Here is a 19770-nt window from a genome sequence, read left to right on the forward strand (position 1 = left end):
TCCAGCGGCGCGGTCGTGTCGCTGTAGGGCACGGTCGTCTCGCCCGACACGTTGCCCGCCTCGTCCTCCTGGCTCGCGGTGACGTCGCCGGAGGTCTGCGGCGCGGTCGAGGTGACCGGGCCCCAGGTCCCGTCCGGGTTCACCGTCGCGGTGCCGGTCGTGCCGTCCGGGAAGGTCACGGTGACCTGCGACCCCGGCTCGCCGGAACCCGTCACCGACAGCGTGCCGTCATCGTTGGGTGTCGCGGTGACGCCGGTCGGCTCCAGCGGCGCGGTCGTGTCGCTGTAGGGCACGGTCGTCTCGCCCGACACGTTGCCCGCCTCGTCCTCCTGGCTCGCGGTGACGTCGCCGGAGGTCTGCGGCGCGGTCGAGGTGACCGGGCCCCAGGTCCCGTCCGGGTTCACCGTCGCGGTGCCCGTCGAACCGTCCGGGAAGGTCACGGTGACCTGCGACCCGGGCTCGCCGGAACCCGTCACCGACAGCGTGCCGTCATCGTTGGGTGTCGCGGTGACGCCGGTCGGCTCCAGCGGCGCGGTCGTGTCTGTATAAAGAACGGTTTCCGGGCCATCGATATTGGATTGGGAGTCGGTCTGCTGGACAGACAGGTTGCCCGTGGTCTGGGGCGTCGTCGATGTCACCGAATAGGTGCCATCGTTCTGGACGGTCGTGGTTCCGGTGGTGCCATCCTCGAATGTCACGTCGATCGTTGCGCCCGGTTCACCCGTGCCGGAAACCGTCACGGTTCCATCCGGGTTGGCGGTCGTGGTCGAGACGACGAGATCCTCGGTTACGCCGCCGACGGTCATGGTTGCAACGGCCGTTGCCGTGCCGCCATTGCCGTCATCGACCTGGTAGACGATGGATGTCGTGCGGTTTTCACCCGTATCCAGATCGTTGAAATCGGCGCCCGGATCGAAACTGACGGTTCCGTCCGTGTTCAACGTGAAGGTGCCGCCATTGGAACCGGCGATGGCCGTACCGACATTGGCGCCATCGGCGAGCCCGGTCAGCGCGGCCACATCCGTTGCGCCGGTGACCCGGGTCACGGTGAAGGTGTCCAGATCGACATCGATGTCGGCGCCATTGCCATTGTCGTCGAACACATTGCCGTTGAATGGCGTGTCCTCATCGGATGCCAGGGCATCATCATTGGCGACAGGTGCATCATTGACCGCGACCACCGATACGCTCGCCGAAGCCGGATCGGACTCCAGCCCATCGGCATCGGTCGCGCTGATGGCGAAGGTGCGTGCGCCTTCGGTCGGATTCTGGCTGGTGTTTTCATAGGTCATTCCGGCGATGATGGCCGAAAGGTCCGCCGTGGCCATGGGCGTGGTTGCACCGGCCGTATTGGTGACCGTGAAGGTGCCCGTGGCCGCGACATAGGCGATGTCGACCTGCGTGCCGCCCACGGTGATGCCGTTCAGGCTGGCATCCTGCGAGAGGTCGACGGTCTGGCCGGCAATGGTCATCTGTTCCGCGGCGCCATCAGCCATGCCGGACGCCACGACTGTCAGGGACGTGATGTCGTTCTCGCCGAGATCGGACAGCGCCGCGTCGCTGTCGGCGATTGCCACCGCGCCACCGTCTTCCGTGAAGGTGGCTGACGCATTCAGCGCCTCCGGCACCGTCCCCATGATGGCGAACTGGAAGAAGAGACCGGAATGCGCGGTGATCTGCAGGTCCTGCATTCCCGAAATGTCGAAGACGATCAACTGGTCCGACTGGAAGCCCGATGGCGCGCCAAGCCCACTGAGTTCGCCGGTCGCCGGGTCATAGGGAATGTCCACCGTAACCGCGCCGAGATAGCGGTCGGTCTGCTCGACGATGTCCGGCGTCTGACCATTGGCATCGGTCATGGTGATGCTTTCGGCGCCGTCGACATCCTTCAGCACCAGGTAGGTGCCTTCCGGGATGATTCCGCCATTGAAGGAAATGATCGACGGCTGGTTTTCCGCACCAAGGCGCATTTCGGTCAGCGAATCCGCATAGGCATCGGTGAAATTCGGGTTCTCGACCGGAGCTGTTCCGGTGACCGTCACGGACGCGCCGGTGACGGTAAAGGCGGTTCCATCGGGCAAGGTTCCTGTCAGCGAGCCGGCCGAACCGGACACGGTGGACGGCTCGACAATGGTGGCGTCATTGGTTGCACCCGTGGAATTGTCGGCATCCAGGGAGATATGCGCGGCGTCATTGACCCCTGCGACCGAGATGGACGCCGTTGCCTGTGCCGTGAAGCCACGCGTATCGGTGACGGTGATCGTAAACGACCGGTCGCCTTCGGTCGGCGCCTGGGACGTGTTGCCGTAGCGCAGGATGTTGAGAGCGGCGCGCGCCTGCGCCTCGCTCAGGGATTGTCCCGTATCGGCATTGGAAATCGTCACGGAACCATTGCCATCGAACACGAAGCGGTAGTTCGTTCCTTGAAAAGCTATGTTCACGTCAACCGGGTTGCCGCCCTGCGTGAAGATGGCGCTCGTGGTGGTCCGGTTCATCGGGTAGAGCTTTTCGTGCCCGCTGTCCGGGAACGTGCCGTCGAATTCCACGGTCAGCGAGGCGATGCCGACGCCATCGACATCGGAGATCACCAGATCCGTCGCATCCTGCAGCGGCGTGCCGCCCTGCAGGCCTTCCGTGAAGGTTCCGGCAAAGCCCGTGCCGGCCGCGCCGGAACTGTCATCGCCATCCAGGTCGATGAAGGGGTTGTCGTCGACCCCCTGCACGGTGCCAAAGCTCAGGGTCAGTGGCGCGCCGTCACCGGTGCCGTCGGTGGGCACGATGGTCAGGTCGGGGACAGGACCATCATAGTTTGGCGCCGGGGTGAACGTGTAGGCGCCATCCGTATCGACCTGGATCGTGCCGACCGGATTGCCGCCTGAATCCACGATGTCGCTGGGCGTGCCGAGCGTCAGGGCGTCGGGCGTGCCGTCGCCATCGAGGTCGATGGAGGCGGAAGCCACCGTAATCGTGTCGCCCTCGGCATCGGTGACATCGGTCAGGACATTGCCGCTGGCCGGCGTATCCTCGGTCACGGTCACCGGTGCGATGGAGCCGGTGGGCACGTCATTGACAGCGGTGACGGTGATGAAGGCGGTACGGACGGCCGAATCCAGTCCGCCGTCATTCACGGAAACCGAAATCTCGCGCGTCGTTTCATTCGGATTTTCAGATGTGCTGGAATAGGTGATCGCCGCAATGGCCGCCTGGTAGTCGGCCAGCGTGGCCGTGCCGGTCAGTTCGATGGTGATCGTGCCGGCGCCCGTCAGGTTGCCGGGCGCAGCGCCAACCAGCGATATGCCGGCCGGCAATGTGCCCACCGTGAGCTGATCGCCGGCAAAGCCGTTGGTCAGCTCGATGGTGGCGCCTTCGAGCATGGTATCGTCGAAATCGGTAATCAGGACACCGCCGGAAATCGCGGCCGGTGCTCCGTTCTCCGTGTAGGCGCCATTGTAGTGGCCGGCGAGCACACCGGAGCCGTTGTCGTCATCGAGATCCAGCACAGGCGCATCGTTGAGCGGCACGACATGGATCGTCGTCGTCAGCGTTGCACTCGAGGCCAGCGACGAATCGGTCGCCTTGAAGGTGATCGTCCGGTCGGCGGGGTCCGGGTTCTCCGGGTTCGTGGCGCTGGGAATGAAAAAGATACCCTTGATGACCGCTGTCCAGTCCGCGCTGGTGGTCATTGCCGCTCCGGTCAGGGTAATCGTGACCGTGCCGTCAGCGGCCAAGGGCGTGGGCGGGACGACGGTTCCCGTAATGCCGCCGGGCAAGGCTCCGGGCATGAAGAACATGTCACCGACCAGGCCGTTGGTCAGGGTGATGACGACTTCCGCGATGTTGTCCTCGGCATCGGTCAGGACAAAGTCGGTGTCGACAATCGGGAAACGCGGGTCGTGTTCGGTGAAGGTAATCAGATAGCCGCCATCGTCGGCACCGTCATCGGAGGTGTCGCCCGGCGTGCCGGAATCGTTGTTGGGGTCGAGGTTCATCACCGGCGCATCGTTGACGCCCGTGACCGTGCCGAAGGAAACGGTGCCCGGGGCGCTGTTCACCGTGCCGTCGGTGGCAACATAGGTGAGGTCCGGAACCGCTCCGTCATAATCGGGCGCCGGCACGAAGGTCACATTGCCATCAGCCGTCACGGTGATGGTGCCTATGGCATTGCCGCCGGCATCCGTGACCGGCGTGGCCGTGCCGAGTGTCAGGGCGTCGGGCGTGCCGTCGCCGTCGATGTCCATGGAGGCCGATGCAATGGTCAGCGTGTCGCCGTCGGCATCGGTGTCGTTGGCGAGAACGTTGACCGGGCCGGCTGTCGTGTCCTCGGTCACCGGAATCGTGTCGGTCACGGTCACCGGAACGTCGTTGACGCCGGTCACGGTGCCGAAGGACACGGTGACAGGCGCGCCGTCATCCGTTCCGTCGGTCGGCGTAAAGGTGAGGTCAGGGACGGCGCCGTCATAATCGGGCGCCGGCACGAAGGTAACGTTGCCATCCGCCGCGACGGTGATGGTCCCGATGGCATTGCCGCCGGCATCGGTAATCGGCGTGGCCGTGCCCAGCGTCAGGGCATCGGGCGTTCCGTCGCCATTCGTGTCGATGGTGGCCGAGGCGATGGTGATCGTGTCACCTTCCAGGTCGCTCAGATTGGCGAGCACGTTGACCGGGCCGGCGGTCGTGTCCTCCGTCACTGCAATGGGATCGGCGGTGCCCGTGGGCGCATCGTTGACCGGCACGACAGTGACGCCGGCAGAAGCCGTGTTGGAGGAAAGCCCGGCGGAATCGGTGGTCGTGAAGGCGAAGCTGCGCACGCCGCCGGTCGGATCCTGGCTGGTGTTCTCGTAGGTCATGCCGGCGATCAGCGCGGTGAGATCGGCGACCGGTATGGCTGTCGCAGCGCCCGCCGTGTTCGTGACCGTGAAGGTGCCGCTGGCCGCAACATAGGCGATGTCGACCTGCGTGCCGCCCACGGTGATGCCGTTCAGGCTGGCATCCTGCGACAGGTCGACGGTCTGGCCCGCGATCGTGACCTGTTCCGCCGCGCCATCGGCGATACCGGAGGCGACGATGGTCAGCGCGGTGATGTCGTTCTCGCCGAGATCGGACAGCGTCGCGTCGCTGTCGGCAATGGCCACCGCGCCGCCATCCTCGGTGAAGGTGGAGGATGCACCGGCCGCACGGCCGTTGACGAGGAAGATCAGCTGTTCATTGGCCGATTCATTGGTCGGGGGCTTTGTCGAAACATAGTCGAGCGCGACGTTCGACCCTTCGATCGTCACCGACCAGGAAGGCGTTGTGGTTGAAATCGACATGATGATCGTATCGCCCGGACGAATCGTATCGCCATCGGCAAAATTGGAAATCTGGCCATCGGGATCCGACAGGACCGCCGAACCGCCCCCCTCCCAGGTGAACGTGAATGTGCCTTCGCTCATTTCCACGCCGGGACGGGATATGACAGTGATGGAGTCCACTATGCTATTGGGTTGGGCCGACACATCAAGGGAAAGGCTGTATCGGTCGTCACCCACGTCCGCGTCGAAGAACATTCTGGCGTAGACGCCACCCGTGGGTTCAACCAAGGGTCCGAACGATGGGTTGTATCCGTGTGAATCGGTAACCTGAAGCGTGAAATCCGCCCCCCACGTGGTGCCGTCGCCGAATGTGCCGGTAGCGGTGGTACCGTCATTGCTCGTCACGGCATCGCCGGGGAAGGTTCCGGGATTGGTGGTGCTGTTGTCGCCGTCAAGATCGATGACCGGCGCATCGTTGACCGCAACAATGTCGAACCGGGCACGCCCCGTGTTCGACACCTGGCCGGTGGCATCGGTTGCCGTGATGAACACGTTGCGGACAGTGCCTTGCGGGTTCTCGCTGGTGTTCTCGTAGGTGATGGTGCGGATCAGCGCGCTCAGGTCGGCATCGGACAGGGGATTGGCCGCGCCGGTGGTATTGGTCACGGTGAATGTGCCGGCGTTTCCGGCGACAACATAGGCGATGTCCACCTGGCTGCCGCCGATATCGACGGCGCCGGCGCTGCCGTTCACCGACAGGTCGAAGGTGTGCCCGCCGATTGTCATCAGTTCATGGGCGCCATCCAGCCTGTTGGTCACCTGGATGGAAAGGCTAGTGATATCGTTCTCGCCAAGCGAGGAAACGATGGCGTCGGGCTGGGCACCCGCAACGAGCGACCCGCCCTCGGTGAAGGTGCCGGACGTTCCGGTGCCGTGCCCGATCACGCGGAAGATGACATCCTCGTTCGTGGTGTCGGCACCACTGTCGGCGACATACTCGACCGCGACATTGTCGCTGGGCACACGGACCGACCAGCTTGCAGCGGTCGTCTGCGCGGCGAGATGCAGCACATCGCCCGACATGATGATGTCGCCATCGTTGAAGTTGTCGATCTGGCCGTCGGGATCCGAAAGCACCGCGCCGGCCGCGCCGCCGGTCCAGGTGATCGTGTAGTTGCCGGGTTCGGTGGAAATGGCATCCTTTCCGCCGACGACCACGGCTTCGATGACGCTGGTCGATTCGGCCGTCGCGGTGAACTCGACCGCGAAGGAATCGCCCGTGGCGGCATCCTCCTGCGCGCGGGCCACGATTCCGCCTTCATAGGCAAAGGCATCCATCGCGGGGGAATATCCGGTCGCACCGGTGCGGGTCAGCGTCCATCCCGCTGCCCATGTCGCGCCGTCGCCGATGCGCCCTGTCGCTTCGGTATCGGTCTCGGTGGTGATCTGGGTCGTCGGGAAGACACTCGGCGGATTGGCGGTTGTATCGGCCACGTCGAGGTCGATGACCGGGGCGTCGTCATTGCCGGTCACATCGGCGAATTGCAGCGTGCCGGCATCGGTGCCGCCATTGCCGTCCGACGCGGTGAAGCTGATGGCCGGAACCGGGCCCTGGTAGTCGGGTGCCGGCGCGAAGACATAGCCGCCATCGGCATTGATGCGCACGGCGCCGACGCCGTCGATATGCGCGGTCTCGCCCGGCCCGTAGGTGGCGGGGTCGCCGGCGATGGAGAATTCCGACACGGTGACGGTGTCGCCATCGGTATCGGTGACGCCCGTCAGCACGTTCCCGGTGACGATGCCGTCCTCGGACACGGGGACGGGTCCGCCGGCGGCCGGCAGGACCGGCGCGGTGTTGCTGACAAAGGTGCGGAAATTCAGGTCGCCGGTCAGCGGCACGGCATTGGAGCCGTCCGCGTTGACACCGGCCGAAGCGGCAAGGTTGAAATTGCCGGAGCCGTCGATGTTCCCGTCGTTGACATCGAAGCCGTCATTGGCGTCCGCGCCCTCGAAAATGTCGTAGAGGCCGTCGCCGTCGGTGTCGGTGGTGTCGGTGACGGAGCTGGGCGCGCCGTCGCGGCGCTCGTTGATGTCGAGATTGCCGTCGCCGTCGCTGTCGGTGTCGAGGAAGTCGGCGGTGCCGTCGCCGTCGGTATCGACGGGCGTCAGGCCCTCGCCCGCGCCGGGCGCGCTTTCATAGGCATCGTCGAGGCCATTGCCGTCGGTATCCACGCCGGAGGGCGCGATGTAGCCGGCGGTCGTCTGCGCCTCGACATTGTCGGTGATGCCGTCCTCGTCGGAATCGAGATCGCGGCTGGACGGGATGCCGTCAAAATCGACCGAGACCGGCAGCGAATACTGCAATACCTGCCGCTGCCCGCCGATTATAAAGAGTTTCGAACCATCATTGCTGAAGGCAATGCCAGTCGCGCCAACCTCCTGCGCAGCAATGGAATAACTGCCGCCATAGGTCCGCGTCGACAACACGTCGAAGGGTGTTTCCAGGGCGTATGTGTGGACCAGCTCATTCAAATCATCAAGCAGGAAGAGATAGTTGCCGTCACCAGAGAGCGCGAGACCCCTAATTGCCCCCACTGTCGGTGTCAGTGAACCGGTCTCCCCTTCCAATGTGACGCTGCCAGTCACGTCATAGGGCGTGGCGAGGCTGTACTGAAGCACGGTCTTGTCTAACTGTCCGCTCACATACATGCGCGTGCCGTCAGCATTGAAACGGACGCCGGTGGGCGTTGAGTCGCCTGCCGCGACGGAGCCATCATACTGGATGGTCCCATTGACCACGTCGAATGCCGTATCGAGAGAATACTGGTGAACGGAATCGTTTGCCGAATCGACCAGGAACATGCGCAGTCCATCGGGACTGAAATGCACGTCCTCCGCCCGAGGTGCTTGCGCATTGACATAGAACTGGCCGACGAGCGTGTGGCCGGCGGTGGGATTGAACGGTTCCGTCAATGAATATTGATTGACGTTGTCCTGGAAAGTCCCGACCACGAACATGGTCATGCCGTCGGGGGAAAAGGTGATGCCTGTCGGAATGGATTCCTCGGTAACAGGGTCGGCCCCATCATAAGTTGCCGCGCCGATGTCGAAGGGCGGCTCTTCCGCCGTGTCGAGAATGCCGTCATTGTCGTCGTCGATGTCGGTGTCGTCATCGACGCCGTCGCCGTCGGTATCAAGGATGACGTTCATGGTGCTCGAGGAGACCAATCCGGTGGAATCCGTCACTTCATAGGTGATGGCCTCGACAACCGGCGCACCGTCGGCCTTTTCGATATCCAGCGTTCCATCGGCCTTCAGCGTGACCTTCGTGCCCGAAGCCAGCGTGACCGGCGTATCAACGGCCAAAGCTATGCGCGTGGCGGGGTCGGCAGGGTCGTAAATCCCTGTAATGGCGAAGGTATCGCCTTCCGGATCGGTGGCGCCGGCCAGCGGATCGGCATTGACGGGTTGGCCGGCCACGGTGCTGACCGTGATGGAGGCGGGCAATGTGGCGCCTTGCGGGACGTCGCGGAACAGCAGGTCGGTGGTCAGCGGCACGGCATTGGAACCGTCCGCATTGAGCGCGGGGACGCCTGCCAGATTGAAATTGCCCGAACCGTCGATGTTCTCGTCAAAGGGCCGCGGACCATCATCGGCATCTGAACCCTCGAAAATATCATAAAGGCCGTCCTGGTCCGTATCGACGGTCGAGGTAACGCTGGTCGGCGCGCCGTCGCCGCGCTCGGCAATGTCGGGCGTGCCATCATTGTCACTGTCCTCATCCCGGAAATCGGGCGTTCCGTCGCCATCCGTGTCGACGGGCGTCAGGCCCTTGGAGAGCAGCGGATCGGTTGAGGTCGTATCCTGGTCGTAGGCGTCGTCGAGGCCGTCCCCGTCCACATCGATACCGGATGGCGGCACGTAACCTGCCGTCGACTGGATCTCGACATTGTCGGTGATGCCATCCTTGTCGGAATCGGTATCGAGGAGGTTGATGATCCCGTCGCCATCATCATCGGCCGGCACTTCCACCGCGCCGCCCGAAATGCCGAATCCCGCGGTGATGAACGTTTCGAAAAATTCCGCGCTGGCATTCTGGGCGAGCGAGAAGGACAGTTCGGTCAGCGGTCCGTTCCAGGTGAGCCGCGTGATGTCGCTGCTGGTCGTGAACTCTTGGTCCGCGCCCACGGAATAGAGAATGCCGTTGTCATTGTATGCGGGATTGGTCTCGTCATATCCCGCCGCCCATTCGTGGCTGGCGCCATTGCCATCCTGGTCGAGGTTCACCACGTCAGGCGCTATGGAGAAGTTGTGGACATACTCCTGGGCCCGCGACATGTGATAGAAGTCCAGGGAGAAATTGACGACCGGCTCGCTGAACGTGAACGTGAAATGGCCGGCGCGGAAAACGCCGGAATCCGCAATTGGCAGGTCCGGTGTCGGGCTGATGAAAGGGTCGGTGAACCGGGTATCGCTCAAAGTGAAGGTGAGCGTCGTGTCGCCCAGCGCCGAGGTCCATGAGTAGGAAACCGGATTGCCTAGGGTCGCGGTATCGAACACAGCGGCGCCATCGTTGACGGCAGCATGCGGAAGCGGATCGGGGACCGTGCCTTCCTCGATATCGATGATGCCGTCGCCATCGCGGTCGATGTCGTTTTCGTCATCGACGCCGTCGCCGTCGGTGTCCCTCAAGACGTTGACTGTGCTCGCCGCCACTTCAGACATGGCACCGGTGCTGTCGGTGGTCTGGAACTGGAAGGTTCGCGCGCCGGGCGTGAGCGCGGAATCCGTGTTTTCATAGGTCGCCGCGCGCACGAACGCTTCCAGATCGACGGCTGGAAGGGGATTGGCCGCGCCGGTGGTATTGGTGACAGTGAACGTGCCCGTGGCCGCGACATATGAAATGTCCACCTGGCTGGCGCCAACGGTCAGGCCGCTGGCGCTGCCATCGACCGACAGGTCAAAAGCCTGACCGGCAAGGGTGACGGTTTCGCTTGCACCGTCCATCAAACCGCCCGCCGCGATGGTCAGGGACGTGATGTCACCGGCACGGACGCCGGATATGGAAGCGTCCGCCGCCGCGATGTTCACCGGCCCGGCGCCTTCGATGAAGCTGGTTTCACGATCCAGCGATTCGCTGAGCGCGGCATTGAAGGTCAGCCATTCGTTACCCATGATGCTGCCGTCCGAAAGATCGGCGATCCGGGCCGTCACGCTGTCGGCTGCGACATCGACGCGCCAGGTACTGTCGGCCATGCCGCCGCTGTTTCCACCCGGGCCAGCATTGAATCGCAATTGCAGCACGTCGCCGGAGGCGATGATATCGCCGTCGGCATAGTTGGCGATCTGGTCGTCCGGGTCGTGCACGACGGCCTGTCCGCCGCCTGTCCATGTCAGAGTCAGATCGGAACTCTCTTCGAAGCCGCTCGTGGTGTATCCGGCGCGATAGACGCTGACAGTCCGGACGGCGCTGCCCGCATCCGGCGCGACAGCGAAGTTCCACGTGAAGGTATTGGTGCCGTCGGCGTTCAGGTCCTGGTTCCGGATCTCGACACCGTTGGCGCCAGCGGTGAAACCGGTCGTGTTGCCTGCGCCCGAATGGGCCGTGCGCGTCAGCGTGTAGGTCGCGGTTGCGGAACCGTCGGTCAGGGTTCCCGTGACGCTTGGGGTGGCGGACGTGACCGTCGTGCTGCTGACCGTGCTGACGGTCGCCTCCGGACCGTCGAGATCGACCGGCGCCGTTTCCACCGCCAATGTGCTCTCGAAGGACGCAGCGCCCAGGCCTTCGGCCTCGACCGCGCCGACGTGACGCTCCAGCACCCAGTCGCCACCAAGGGATGAGGCGCCGGTCAGGTCGTCGGAAGCGGCGATATCTGCCCCCGTCGCCCTGGCCAGCGCCTCGACGGCTGACGCCCCCGTCAGGTCCGCCGCAAAATCGCAACCATAGATCAGGATGTCGGCATCGGCCGACAGCGCCGCGCCGATGGCGGCCAGTTCATCGGCATGGTCGCCTCTGATGGATTGCGCGTCGAGCACGGCATTGCCAAGCGTCAATTCGCCCGGCCGCCCGTGCGAGAGGATGTGGATCGCATCGATGCCGGAGCGGCCCTCCAGCACCGATGCGATCTGCGCGACGCCGTCGGAGGAAGCGGCGAGCGTATGCACTTCGGCGTTTTCCGGCAGTGCGGCCAGGAGGGCGTCCGCACCGTCAACTCCGGCGTCGATGAAATAGACCTGCGTTCGCGTCTCCCGTGCCGGCGCGGCCAGCGCGGCAGCCAGTTCCGCGATGTCTCCCGCATCGTGGACCGGGGCGCTGTCGTGCGCGGCATCCCGTGCGAGATCGGCGGCCGTCTCCACCATGGCCGCATCGAGCAGGACGCGCGGCTCCAGCGCTTCCGGCAACTCGATTGCCTTGCGCGGCTTGCCCGCCGTGCGGTTTTTGCCCTGGTGTGTCCTGCCGGTCCCCCGAACGCGCTTGGCCGCCATGATAACCCTCTATGGTTGCATTCTGATTTGGCCACTATCTATGCGAATGATTGACGAAAAGTAAACGGTTGTATTTCCGATTTTGTCTAAATTTTTGGTTGTTTTCGCGGAATGGCAAGCAGCATGGCGGCTTTTTCGCATTCCGGCCCGCAAGGGGATGGCGCCTTTTGCCAAATGCGAAACTGGCACGGGCATCGCCCAAGGGTCCTGCCGCGAATCAGATCCGTAAAACCGGGAGGTCAAACCAAGCCTTGACGGCGCCGTCCGCAGGCGGGAAAAGAGCAGCACTTTACGATAACGTAAATTGGAGGGAATTCCCGGATGGCTCTGCCTGACATTCTCAAGACGAACCTGCGCATTCCCGTCGTCGGTTCGCCGCTGTTCATCATCTCGCATCCGCCGCTGGTGCTGGAACAGTGCAAGGCGGGCATCGTGGGTTCGTTTCCCGCGCTCAATGCGCGGCCGGAGGCACAGCTTGACGAATGGCTGGCGCAGATCACCGAGGAACTGGCCGCCCATGACAGGGCGCACCCGGACCGGCCTGCCGCACCCTTCGCGGTCAACCAGATCGTGCACAAGACCAACACGCGACTGCAGCACGACCTGGAGATGTGCGTGAAATACAAGGTGCCGGTGGTCATCACCTCGCTCGGGGCGGTGCCGGAGGTGAACGAGGCCATCCATTCCTATGGCGGCATCGTGCTGCACGACATCATCCACGACCGCCATGCCCGCAAGGCCATCGAGAAGGGCGCCGACGGGCTGGTTGCCGTTGCCACCGGCGCCGGCGGCCATGCCGGCACGCTGTCGCCCTTCGCGCTCGTCCAGGAAATCCGCGAATGGTTCGACGGGCCGCTCCTGCTGTCAGGCTCGATCGCCAATGGTGGCGCCGTGCTGGCCGCGCAGGCCATGGGCGCCGACATGGCATATATCGGTTCGCCGTTCATCGCCACGCAGGAAGCCCGCGCGGTCGACGCCTACAAGGAAATGATCGTCGGCTCGAATGCCGCCGACATCGTCTATTCCAACCTGTTCACCGGCGTGCACGGGAACTACCTGAAGGGCTCCATCCGCAATGCGGGCATGGACCCGGACAACCTGCCGGAGAGCGACCCGTCGAAAATGAACTTCGGCGGCGACAAGTCGAAGGCCTGGAAGGACATCTGGGGCTGCGGCCAGGGCATCGGCGCGGTCAAGGAAATCGTTCCCGCCGCCGCGCTGGTCGACCGGCTGGCGAAGGAATATGCCGAGGCCAAGGCGCGCATCTGCGGCTGAGCCGGTTCCGGCTTTCAGAACGGCCACGGGCGCCCGGCGGGCGCCCGTTTAAGTTCCCGGCATCGCTGATGACCCTGGGCAGTTCCGCTTTTCGTTGAACCGCTCCAATGCGACATGTTTTTTACGCAATTCCGGACGCGAAACCGGTGTCCACTTTCGCTGGAATTGCTCTAGTTGCCGAAGCCGAACAGGCGGGCAAGCCAGCCGCGCTTCTTGACCGGCGGCGCGGAGCGAACGGTTTCCCTGACCTGCTCGGCCACCCGCCCGGCGGTATCGCGCGCCTCTTCGACAGTTTCCTCCACGGCTGCGCGTGCTGCCTGGCCTGCCTTCTGCGCCTCGTCCACCACGGCCTCCGCCGCCTTCGTCAGGTCGCCATCGGGGCGCACGGTGGCAACCGGACCGCTGCCGGCCGCGACCACCGCGCGTTTGGCCATGACCGTCACGAGATTGGCCCGGTATTCGGCATTGGCATGCATGTCGCTCATCATGCTGCTCGCCGGCACGCTCTTGCCCTCCAGCGCGGCGGGCGAAAAATCGCCGGCAAGCGCCGCTTCCAGTTCGCTGGCGCGGAACACGCCGTCATTGCCCGCCCCGGTGACAGCCACGCGGACGTCGCCGCCGCGGCGGGCAACGAAAACGCCGGTCATCGCGTAACGCGAGGCCGGGTTGGGAAACTTGGCATAGCCTGCGGCATCGGGCGCCTCGAATGTCACGGCCGTGACGATCTCGCCATCCTCAAGCGCGGTCTCGAACAGGCCGGTGAAGAAATCGTCGGCGGCGATCTCGCGCCGGTCTGTGACGATGGTGGCGCCGAGACCCAGCATGGCGGCAGGATAGTCCGCCGCCGGGTCATTGTTTGCGATCGACCCTCCGATGGTGCCCATGTGGCGCACGTGCGGGTCTCCGATATGGCTGGCCAGCGATGTCAGGGCCGGGCAAGCGGCGGCGAGATCCGCGGATGCGGCGACTTCGGCATGGGGCGTCGCCGCGCCTATGGTGATGGTGCCGCCGGAAACCGTGATTCCCTTCAGGCTGGCGATGTGGCGCAGGTCGATGAGGTCGGACGGCGCGGCAAGCCGCGTCTTCATGGCCGGGATCAGCGTCTGTCCGCCGGACACGTATTTCGCTTCCGCCGCGTCCTTGGCCAGACGGGCCGCCTCTTCCACAGAGGACGCGCGATGATAGGTGGTATCGTACATTCGTTTTCCTCCCGCTCGGCCTTCCGCCCTTCGATGGCGGCAAAAGGTCCCTTGGGGGAGCATGGCGCGGACCGGCGCCATTGTCCAGAAAACGCCCCGGCCTGTGACCGAAAGAACAAGGCCGGACGCCGGCGCGCTTCTTGTTCACGATAAGCAAAACTGCTGCTTGAAATCGCCGCGCTTTGACGGTATCACGCGCTCAGTTCCGGCGCATCGCCGCGGGCCGCTTTAGCTCAGTTGGTAGAGCAACGCATTCGTAATGCGTAGGTCGCGTGTTCGAGTCACGCAAGCGGCACCACTTCTCCGTTCAAGCAATCTGTGCCCACGCCGCCCGGCAAGACGGGGTGTGCCAATTGTCGGCCGGTCTTTCAAGGCGTCGCCGAATGTGCCGGATGCGCACATGAAAACGCCCGCCGGAGCGGGCGCCTCTCAGTCAGTGGAAGACATGCCTTATTGTGCCTTTGGCGGCATGATCAGCGACTGCACCGTATAGACGAGGATGGAAATGCCCACGGCGCCCAGCGCCGCGATGCCGAGGAAGACGATCACGTCGATCGGGCCGCCCAGATCCGCAAGGCTGGAATTGGTGACGCCAAGCACGAGCGCGACCGCCGCCACCGCGCCAAAAGGCATGGAGACCTGCGCCCACAGGAACTTCCTCATGGACACCGAGCGGTCCCGCACAAGCACGAAGAGATAGGCCGCGGTGACGATCACGGCGGCGATGACCAGAAACCAGAAGAACAGGCCGCCAAACATCTCCTCGAAGACGGCCAGCAATGTTTCAAGTGTGAGTTCCTTCATGGCCGGTTCTCCTCAGGCTTCGCCGCGCAGCATGGCATTGTAGGTCGGCTTGAGGGCCAGTTCCTTCATGAGCCAGCTGATCCACAGTTCCTCCAATGGCGCGATGATGCCCGGGAAGGAGGGAACGAGATTGTTGTTGTAGTCGAATTCGATGAGCATGGCGCGGCCGACGCGCGTGATCATCGGACATGACGTGTAACCGCCGTAGGCTTCAGTGCCTTCGCCGCCGCCAATGGCCGCGACAAGATGATCCTCGACCACCGGCACCTGCCATTTCACGCTTGCCGCGGTCTTGCCCTTCGGCACCCCGGCCACGTCGCCGAGCGCGAAAATCTCCGGGTAGCGCAGATGGCGCAGGGTCTTCATGTCCACTTCCGCCCACCCTTGGTCCGTCCACTTGTCGGCCCAGGACAGGCCGGCTTCGCGTATTACGGCCGGCGCACGCTGGGGCGGGATGACGTGGATGTAGTCATAGCCCATATCCTTCTCGCCGTCCGGCGTGTCGAAGGTGGCCACCTTCCGCCCAGCATCGATGCGCTTGAGCACATGGGACATGGCCGGCGCAATGCCACGGTCGCCAAAGAGCATCCTCACCTTTTCGGCCACGATCGGCACGCCGAACAAGGCGCCGGAATTGTTGGCATAGGTGATTTCCATCTTCGAGCGGTTGCCCTTGCGGCGCGCGATATCGTCGATCAGGAAGGTGTGCTTGAGCGGCGCACCCGCGCATTTCATCTCGGTCGCCGGCCGTGTGAACAGGCCGACGCCGCCGTCATCGGTGAACCTGGATGCCGCCTGCCAGGTCTTTGCCGCGTATTCCGGTCCGGCATAAAGCGCGCCAATGCCGTCCTTGCCGACCATGTCGAGAGAGAAGCCCTCGATGGCGTCGTGATCGAGCACGAGGCCCGGTGCCAGGACCAGGAAATCGTAGCGAATTGTCTGCCCGCCTGCGGTCGACACCGTCCTTGCAACGGGGTCGATGGCCGTTGCTGCCTCGGCAATCAGCTTGACGCCGGATGGAAGCCAGTCGGTGGTTTGGGAAACGACATATCCGGCGGGCTTCAACCCCGCCGCGACGAGCGAGAGGCCAGGCTGGTAGAGGTGTTCCTTGCGCGGATCGATGAGCGTGATGGACGCCCCTTCCAGCCGCCGCACGAGGCGATTGGCGAAAGCCGTACCGGCTGCCCCCGCACCGATGATGACGATGCTTGCCGATGTCCTGACCATTGCCGCTCCGGCCTTGCCCGGGGCAGCCATGGGAAGCGCAACTCCTGCGGCACCCGCAGCCGCAAGGCCCAGGAATTGTCTTCTGCTTGCTCTCATCATCACCTCCTCGCCGGGCCGTATCGGGCCACGTACTTATACATTTTCATCATTTCATATGTATATGGATTATTCCCAATGCGACATTGACGCAGATCAAGCAGGCGGGCGCCTGCCAGCCGCCCGTCCGGTTCCTGCCGAGAGCAGACGGCGTGTCCAGACAGCAAGCGATTTGCATTGCAACGCTCGAACCGGCGCGGAAAACACCTATATCCTGCCACAGACGATGGAAGTGAAAGGAGCGACAATGGATGCACAGGCCCTGCCCGCAGGCTGGCAGAACGCGGTTCTCGATTTCTGGTTCGGCGAACTGACGCCAAAGGACTGGTTCAACAGCACCGATACGCTGGACATGACCATCACCAACCGGTTCGCGACGCTCCATGAACGGCTGGCCAACGGGGTACCGGGAGAGGTCTGGACCGACGCGGATGCGGCGCTGGCCGCCGTCATTGCCCTTGACCAGTTCCCGCGCAACATGTTCCGGCGCCAGCCGCGGGCCTTTGCCACCGACACGCTCGCTGTCCAGATCACCAGGAACGCCGTGGACAAGGGGCTTCACGCCGGCCTTGACGACGTCCGCAAGCAGTTCCTCTACATGCCGCTGATGCATTCGGAGCGCCTTGACGACCAGGAACGCTGCGTCAGCCTCTTCGAGGCGCTGGGCCGGGAGGAAAATCTGAAATTCGCGCGCGAGCATCGCGATGTCATAGCCCGCTTCGGCCGCTTTCCGCACCGCAACGAGGCGCTTGGACGCGAGAATACGGCGGAGGAGGCCGCCTACCTGGAAAACGCGGAGCGCTATGGCCAGTGAAGCGCACGGAATTTTGACCTTTACGTCAATGTAAGTTTGACGTAGAACCGAGCAATTGCAACCTGTCCGTCGCGGCGCGGTCCTGCCGCGAACGACCGAATCCAGGCTCAACTCCGGGGAGGAGAACCCATGACAGCCGCGAAGGCCGCAGAAAAACCCTGGCTCGCCAGTTATCCGGACGGAATTCCGGGTGATATCGGCCCGCTGGAAGACCGCTCGCTGGGCCACCTGCTCGAAAAGGCCTGCAAGACCTACGCGGCCCGGCCCGCCTTTGCCTGCATGGGCAAGACGATCAGCTATGGCGCGTTGCTGGAAGCGTCCTCGGCCATCGGGGCCTATCTGCAGAAGCAGGGGCTGAAGCCCGGCGCGCGCGTCGCGCTGATGATGCCGAACGTGCTGCAATATCCCGTCGCCATGATGGCTGTCCTGCGCGCAGGCTACGTGGTCGTGAACGTCAACCCGCTCTACACGCCGCGCGAACTGGAGCACCAGCTCAACGATTCCGGCGCGGAAGCCATCATCATCCTGGAAAATTTCGCGGCCACGCTGGAACAGGTCATCAAGCGGACGCAGGTCAAGACCGTTGTTGTGGCCAGCATGGGCGACATGCTTGGCGGGCTGAAGGGCCTTATCGTCAATTTCGTGGTGCGGCGCGTCAAGAAGATGGTTCCGTCCTGGTCCCTGCCCGGCCATGTCACCTTCAAGGCGGCGCTCGCAGCCGGCGGGCAGGGCCAGTTCAAGCCGGCCGAAACGGGGCCGGACGACACGGCGTTCCTGCAATATACGGGTGGCACGACGGGCGTCTCGAAGGGCGCGCAGCTCCTGCACCGCAATGTGCTGGCCAATGTGGCGCAAAACGCCTTGTGGCTGAAATCCGCCTATGCCGGCCGGGCCAAGCCGGACAACATGATCTATATCTGCGCGCTGCCGCTGTACCATATCTTCGCGCTGACCGTGAATGCGCTGATGGGCATGCAGCAGGGCGCGCTCAACGTGCTGATTCCCAATCCGCGCGACATTCCGGCCTTCGTGAAGGAACTCGGCAAGTACAGGTTCCATGTCTTTCCGGGCCTCAACACGCTGTTCAATGCGCTTTTGAACAATGACGACTTCCGCAAGCTCGACTTCTCCAACCTGATCCTGACGCTGGGCGGCGGCATGGCCGTGCAGCGGGCGGTTGCGGAGCGCTGGAAGGACGTGACCGGCAACGTGATCTCGGAAGGCTACGGCCTGTCGGAGACCTCGCCGGTGGCGACCGCCAACCGCTTCGATGCGGACGAGTTTTCCGGCACCATCGGCCTGCCGATCCCGGGCACGGAGATCGCGATCCGCGACGAGGACGGCAGGGACGTGGCACTTGGCGATGTCGGCGAGATCAGCATTCGCGGCCCGCAGGTGATGATTGGCTACTGGAACCGTCCCGACGAAACAGAGCGGGTCTTCACCGAAGACGGTTTCTTCAAGTCCGGCGACATGGGTTTCATGGACGAGAAGGGCTATGTGAAGATCGTCGACCGCAAGAAGGACATGATCCTCGTGTCCGGCTTCAACGTCTACCCGACCGAGATCGAGGACGTGATGGCCAAGCATCCGGGCGTGCTGGAAGTGGCGGCCATCGGCGTGCCGGACGAGCATTCCGGCGAGGTGCCGAAGATCTTCGTGGTTCGCAAGGATCCCGCCGTGACCAAGGAGGACCTGATGGCCTATGCCAAGGAGAACCTGACAGGCTACAAGCGGCCGAAGCATGTCGAATTCCGCGACGAGTTGCCGAAATCCAATGTCGGCAAGATCCTGCGGCGCGAATTGCGCGATTGAGGCAGGCTGAAGGACGGGAACAACGGAAGGCGGCGCAAGCCGCCTTTCTCATGCCCGGGACAGGGCGGCGAGACCGGCGGGCAGTTCAGCCACGCTTTCGAGGACCAGATCGGCAAGCGGGGCAAGGTCCGCGCGGGTGGAGTTGCCGCTGAGCACGCCGATCGCAAGGCCCGCGCCGGCGCTGCGCGCGGCCTCGAGGTCATGGCGGTTGTCGCCGACCATGGCCACCGCGCCGGGCGCCATGCCCGTGCGCTTGGCGAAGGCATGAATCATGTCGGGCCAGGGCTTGGCGCGCGGCACGGAGTCGTAGCCCAGGATTTCGGCGAACAGGCCGTCCAGCCCAAGCATGGCCATGGTCTCGCGCGCGCCGCGTTCGGAATCATTGGTGGCGATGCCAAGCATGTGGCCGGATGCGCGAAGCCCCCGCAACGCCTCGGGAACGCCGGCGAGGGCAACGGCGTGGTCGCGGGCATGGGCGGCGGCCAGATCGTCCAGCGCGGCGATCCGGCGCTGCAAGGCCCCGCCCTCCTCGCCCGGCCAGAGAACCGCCGCGACATCGGCGCCGGTTCCCGCCGCCAGAACGGAGCCGGGGCGGAAGCGGGCGGTTTGCCTGTCGAGGCCAAGTGCTTCCAGGAGATGCGCCGCGCGCGCTCCGTCATGGCCCGCAGCATCCAGCGCGGCGCGGCGGGCAAAGCCTGCCCAGGTAGCATGGAAGTCGATCAGCGTTCCGTCCTTGTCGAACAGGACCGCGCGAATCACCATG

General features: G+C 64.1%; 7 protein-coding genes, 1 tRNA gene and 1 pseudogene. 4 read left to right on the top strand and 5 right to left on the bottom strand.

The genetic code is table 11. The annotated features are described in order from the left end of the window. A partial coding sequence (locus ACLB6G_RS18130; RefSeq protein ID WP_410357632.1) for a DUF4347 domain-containing protein occupies positions 1-11777 on the bottom strand: 11777 nt, incomplete at its 3' end. Between the two features lie 321 nt (positions 11778-12098). Between ACLB6G_RS18130 and ACLB6G_RS18135 the strand changes: the two genes are divergently transcribed. Continuing rightward, the gene (locus ACLB6G_RS18135; protein ID WP_410357633.1) at positions 12099-13052 is read left to right on the top strand and encodes an NAD(P)H-dependent flavin oxidoreductase; all 954 of its coding nucleotides are present in this window, start codon (positions 12099-12101) and stop codon (positions 13050-13052) included. Positions 13053-13459: 407 nt separating this feature from the next. Here ACLB6G_RS18135 and ACLB6G_RS18140 read toward each other — a convergent pair. After that, positions 13460-14251, bottom strand: a pseudogene (locus ACLB6G_RS18140) (FAD binding domain-containing protein); the annotation flags it as partial. 222 nt (positions 14252-14473) lie between these two features. Between ACLB6G_RS18140 and ACLB6G_RS18145 the strand changes: the two are divergent. Then, positions 14474-14549, top strand: a tRNA-Thr gene (locus ACLB6G_RS18145). A gap of 152 nt (positions 14550-14701) precedes the next feature. On the opposite strand, the gene ACLB6G_RS18150 is transcribed toward ACLB6G_RS18145, so the two are convergent. After that, positions 14702-15055, bottom strand: a complete 354-nt coding sequence (locus ACLB6G_RS18150; protein WP_410357634.1) for a DUF5368 domain-containing protein — start codon at positions 15053-15055, stop codon at positions 14702-14704. Between the two features lie 12 nt (positions 15056-15067). Continuing rightward, positions 15068-16378 (bottom strand): NAD(P)/FAD-dependent oxidoreductase, encoded by a 1311-nt coding sequence (locus ACLB6G_RS18155; protein WP_410357635.1) that lies wholly within the window; start codon positions 16376-16378, stop codon positions 15068-15070. A 247-nt stretch (positions 16379-16625) separates the two neighbouring features. Here ACLB6G_RS18155 and ACLB6G_RS18160 point away from each other — a divergent pair, with 247 nt between their 5' ends. Next, positions 16626-17192 carry a DUF924 family protein gene (locus tag ACLB6G_RS18160; RefSeq protein ID WP_410357636.1) on the top strand — a complete coding sequence of 189 codons (567 nt, stop codon included), beginning with the start codon at positions 16626-16628 and terminating at the stop codon, positions 17190-17192. Between the two features lie 129 nt (positions 17193-17321). Then, complete coding sequence (locus ACLB6G_RS18165) at positions 17322-19007, top strand: long-chain-fatty-acid--CoA ligase (RefSeq protein ID WP_410357637.1); 1686 nt, start codon at positions 17322-17324, stop codon at positions 19005-19007. Between the two features lie 48 nt (positions 19008-19055). On the opposite strand, the gene ACLB6G_RS18170 is transcribed toward ACLB6G_RS18165, so the two are convergent. Further along, a complete protein-coding gene (locus ACLB6G_RS18170) occupies positions 19056-19769 on the bottom strand; it encodes an HAD family hydrolase (protein WP_410357638.1) in 714 nt (237 codons plus the stop codon). Between the last annotated feature and the right edge of the window lies 1 nt (position 19770).

Origin of the sequence: Zhengella sedimenti, assembly GCF_046506625.1 — a bacterium.
GTDB lineage: Bacteria > Pseudomonadota > Alphaproteobacteria > Rhizobiales > Rhizobiaceae > Zhengella > Zhengella sedimenti.

Bases quoted from the DNA above. Each gene is read 5' to 3' on its own strand.
- ACLB6G_RS18160 (WP_410357636.1), top strand. From the start codon at position 16,626: ATGGATGCACAGGCCCTGCCCGCAGGCTGGCAGAACGCGGTTCTCGAT.
- ACLB6G_RS18155 (WP_410357635.1), bottom strand. From the start codon at position 16,378: ATGAGAGCAAGCAGAAGACAATTCCTGGGCCTTGCGGCTGCGGGTGCC.
- ACLB6G_RS18165 (WP_410357637.1), top strand. From the start codon at position 17,322: ATGACAGCCGCGAAGGCCGCAGAAAAACCCTGGCTCGCCAGTTATCCG.
- ACLB6G_RS18170 (WP_410357638.1), bottom strand. From the start codon at position 19,769: ATGGTGATTCGCGCGGTCCTGTTCGACAAGGACGGAACGCTGATCGAC.
- ACLB6G_RS18135 (WP_410357633.1), top strand. From the start codon at position 12,099: ATGGCTCTGCCTGACATTCTCAAGACGAACCTGCGCATTCCCGTCGTC.
- ACLB6G_RS18150 (WP_410357634.1), bottom strand. From the start codon at position 15,055: ATGAAGGAACTCACACTTGAAACATTGCTGGCCGTCTTCGAGGAGATG.